General features: G+C 28.8%; 6 protein-coding genes. 2 read left to right on the forward strand and 4 right to left on the reverse strand.

Annotated elements, in window-relative coordinates:
• Nucleotides 1–339: 339 nt before the first annotated feature.
• Nucleotides 340–1,191 (reverse strand): peptidoglycan release complex glucosaminidase SagB, encoded by an 852-nt coding sequence (sagB, locus tag ACF91D_RS29520; RefSeq protein WP_042738369.1) that lies wholly within the window; start codon nt 1,189–1,191, stop codon nt 340–342.
• Between the two features lie 166 nt (nt 1,192–1,357).
• Nucleotides 1,358–1,579 carry a hypothetical protein gene (locus ACF91D_RS29525; protein ID WP_107528116.1) on the reverse strand — a complete coding sequence of 74 codons (222 nt, stop codon included), beginning with the start codon at nt 1,577–1,579 and terminating at the stop codon, nt 1,358–1,360.
• Nucleotides 1,580–1,800: 221 nt separating this feature from the next.
• On the opposite strand from ACF91D_RS29525, the gene ACF91D_RS29530 reads away from it, so the two are divergent.
• A complete protein-coding gene (locus ACF91D_RS29530) occupies nt 1,801–2,265 on the forward strand; it encodes a sigma-70 family RNA polymerase sigma factor (RefSeq protein ID WP_107528090.1) in 465 nt (154 codons plus the stop codon).
• Between the two features lie 15 nt (nt 2,266–2,280).
• Nucleotides 2,281–2,703 (forward strand): competence protein ComK, encoded by a 423-nt coding sequence (locus ACF91D_RS29535; protein WP_107528091.1) that lies wholly within the window; start codon nt 2,281–2,283, stop codon nt 2,701–2,703.
• A 6-nt stretch (nt 2,704–2,709) separates the two neighbouring features.
• On the opposite strand, the gene ACF91D_RS29540 is transcribed toward ACF91D_RS29535, so the two are convergent.
• Nucleotides 2,710–3,159: a hypothetical protein gene (locus tag ACF91D_RS29540; protein WP_107528092.1), complete on the reverse strand. Its 450-nt coding sequence runs from the start codon at nt 3,157–3,159 to the stop codon at nt 2,710–2,712.
• A gap of 341 nt (nt 3,160–3,500) precedes the next feature.
• The coding region (locus ACF91D_RS29545) for a transaldolase family protein (protein WP_392438282.1) at nt 3,501–3,952 on the reverse strand (452 nt) is incomplete at its 5' end.

The following is a 3,952-nucleotide window of genomic DNA, read 5'->3' on the forward strand; positions in this document are numbered from 1 at the left end:
CCATAATACTTCTCAAATTTTATACTGTTACTTTAAAATTATTTATCATACATTTTGTTTTATATTTAAGGTGTTTGTGTTAAAACAGAAATCTTTAAGTTTAATGACTACTTACTTTTAAACTTTTACTGTGATATTTATTTTGTAATAACTTGTTTTATCGGCTCGCTTTCCTAGGGGACAGCTTCAGCATGTAGTCTTCAGCTCGTCCTGTTCCCTCAGGAGTCTCGCCATAATACTTTTACAAATTTTTAATCGTACATATAAAAAAGCCCTTAACTGAATAACTACAATCAGTTAAGGGCTCTTTTAATAATACATTAATAATGATATATTCACTTATTTTCTATGCTTTTCATCATCTTTATAAACAAAATATTTAAAGTATTTACCTTCAGTTTTCATATCTTTGTAGAAATTGGCCATAATACTAGCATTACTTTCCGCCCATTTTATATCCGTGGCATATTGATGTTCACCAGGATTTTTCGGATTCCATCTCATGCTATATAAAGTATTTTGATCTTTGTTAGATAAGAAATGACTATGAATGAAGTCGGCACCACCACTGATCGCTTTTTCAGGTGTATCCCAACCGTGTTTTTTAGCATATTCTGAACCCGTTTTAATCGGATCCTCATCCAATGCCCCGACACCAAAGAAGTTATAATATTTCTTGCCATCAATTTCTACGCCACTTGCTAATTCACTTTTAGCAGATCCTGTTTCTAAAAGTGCATGCGAAATCAAATATACTTCATTTACATGTTTCTCTTTCGCTGCATTAATAAATGCATCCGTATGTTTTAATAGCGTTGGATTATCAAACAACATACGTTTAATTCTGTTTTTATCTATGCCTTGATAACGATCTAATTCTAAAAATTGATATTTTTGTGTATCGCTATCTATAAATTTATTACTATCCATGGCATCTTTTATTTCAGTTGAAGACGCATCTCTCCAAGTCTTATTATCTTTGCTTGACACTTGTTGACTTGTATAATTATCAATTTGTTTTTTAGCTGCTTTATCTAAAGTCACTTTTAGATTTTCAACACTTTCTTGTTTATTAACTGATTTAAAGAATATTTGATCTGAAATCATTGAAAAAACAATGACTGCAGCCACGCCTAAAACTACCAATAATCCTATTATTGATAACAAAGACCCTTTTTTATGCTTCGTCATGTTCACACCTCATAGGTAATAATTGAAATTTTAGCCCTATCATCGTGCAAAAAACAAATAAGTTAAGGCTATCCGATAATAGATTTTAACACTAAATAGTTGAACAGACAATTTTATACATTGGTTGTTACATATTCATAAAAAAAGTAATGAAATTTTAATTTCATTACTCTTGACTTTTATAATCCATAATAATAAAACTCATCGCTTGTGATCTATTTTTATAAAAATATCGGTTAAGATCAATTGTTCCCTCAATCTCACCATCACGATATTTCATTTCTTTAGAAACATTATTTATCATTACAAAATCAGATTTATCTTTTATCCTATCTAAATCATTATGCTTAGCAAAAAAATGCTCTAAATTTAAATGTGCGTAATCCATATAAACCTCCTGAATATAGTCCGAAGTTAACATTATACTTTAAAATGCAGTATTTTTAAGTTGAATACGCTTTTGTGTCATTAAACTTAAAATTTAACTATCTACGACTACTATTTAACACCTATTATTAATATTTAGCAAATGAAAATTTTTATTTTCATTTATAAAATATGTCCATCCGGAAATACTTGTTATATATATAACTTTGGAGTAAAAATTGAATGATTGAATCAAAACTAACAGAGTATAATTATATTATAGCTACATTGTTAAATAAGTACCATATAAAGTACAATTATGATGAATTTGCACAATTGTTATTTATACGCATGTGGGAGTTAATCCAAGAATACAATCCCAACCAACAAATGTCGTTAAAAACATTTCTATTTACCCGCTTGAATTTTTATCTCATCGATCTATTCCGCTCAATTAAAAAAACTGAACCCATCGACTTTAATACGATTACGCTCGATAGTCAAATACATGAAAGTTCACTAGAACAACTTTCTTGCTACAACCATTTTCTTACCACTTTGTCCCGTAAAGAACAATATTGGTTAAAGCTCAAATTAGCAGGATACAAACAAAAAGAATTAGCAAAATTTTTAAATTGTTCTATTTCAACATTAAAGAACTATCAAAAAAGTATCAAAATAAAATATTTATCTTACTATACCAAATAAAGAGGTTATCAAAACATGAAAATGAATATAAAATTATTGTATTTTAAAACATATATATCAGCACAAATACTTACACTCTGCCACTTTTCAACACACCATTTCCTCTATCCCGCTACAATGGACAAAACACTGCATTACTTTTTCGAAACACAACAATTATCCATCCCCTTGCAAACTAAAAAAGCAAAACAGACTCTGAACATTAGAAAATTCTTACCTTTATACATAAATAGTGAAACAATTTTATTCCCTTTAACTACGAAACGTTCAGCAATCCAATACTATATCAATGCAATGGCCATAACCGGATTAAAGTCATTACAATATGGTACAGTCATTTATTTTGAAAATACTAAATATATAGAAGTTACAATACCATATACTTTTGTATACAAAAAATGGCAAGAAAGTATTTCACTTTCCCACCATTCATATTAATTACTCTTATAAATCTTTATTATGTTTATATTCAAGCAGTTTCTTCGTAAAGTAAGCAGTCACTTGCTTTATCGCATACAAACAAAGAATAATTAATAGTATTGACCCTACTAGTGTTAATATAACGACCGCAGTGGATAGCTGTACTTCTGGTTTAATAAAGTATTGAACAGAAGACAAACTTGCTAAAAAGCCAAATAAAAACAGACCTAGTAACACAATATATGTAACTAATATACCTATTAACATCACAAATAATTGTGTCGTTGAAGTTACCTTTTCCTTAAATATATAAGATTTTAAAAATTGATTTGAAAATGCGATTGGTCGATTTAATTCACCAGATTCATCACTGTCTATCTTTGCCTGTAATACTTCATCTAATATTCGCTTCTCTTTCTTATTTAAAAACCACAATTGCTTTTTTACTTTTTGTTTAAAAATATTTACTTTCATTTTTTATACTCCTTTAGCATGTCACGCGCTAATAGCCACAATGTTTTAAAAATTAAAACTACAATGATTAATTATATATTAATTCATAAAATTGCATAGTATAAATTGGAATTTTTTATAAATATTCACATAATAACTAATGAATCGACCTGATAAATTAATTAATTTTAGGGCATGTATTTTTACAATCAAGACCCCTTATAACATTGCATCATGTTATAAGGGGTCACTATATTATTACAAAGTATCAATGATAGTCATATATTCGGACTCATCTGCCCTTTTTATTATTTGAAAGAACAAAAAACCCCTATAAACATTGGGTTTATAGGGGGTATTGATTATAAAATTGATAAACCTGAAGATTGGATATCTTTTGCAAAACCTTTAACTGTGTCAACAGATAATTCGTCGATATCTCTACCTAAGTTTGTGTTAACTTTTTTAACTACATCAGCTGGACAAGTAATAATATCAGCACCAACTTCATCAGCTTGAATAACATTAATTACTTCACGACAGCTTGCCCATAATAATTTAACGCCATCTTTACTATGCGTAATTTCTGCTGATTCTTTCATTAATGGTAATGGATCTACACCTGTATCAGCAATACGGCCAGCAAATACTGAAACATATGTTGGTACACCTTCAGTAACAGCTTCAGTAATTTCTTTAACTTGTTCTAAAGTATAAACAGCAGTTACATTTAAACGAACATTGTCTGCTGATAATTTTTTAATTAGAGAAATTGTTGATTCACCTTTTGTGTTTACAACTGGAATTTTAACAA

This window comes from Staphylococcus sp. 231237_7MaSpsaltlick (assembly GCF_043107035.1).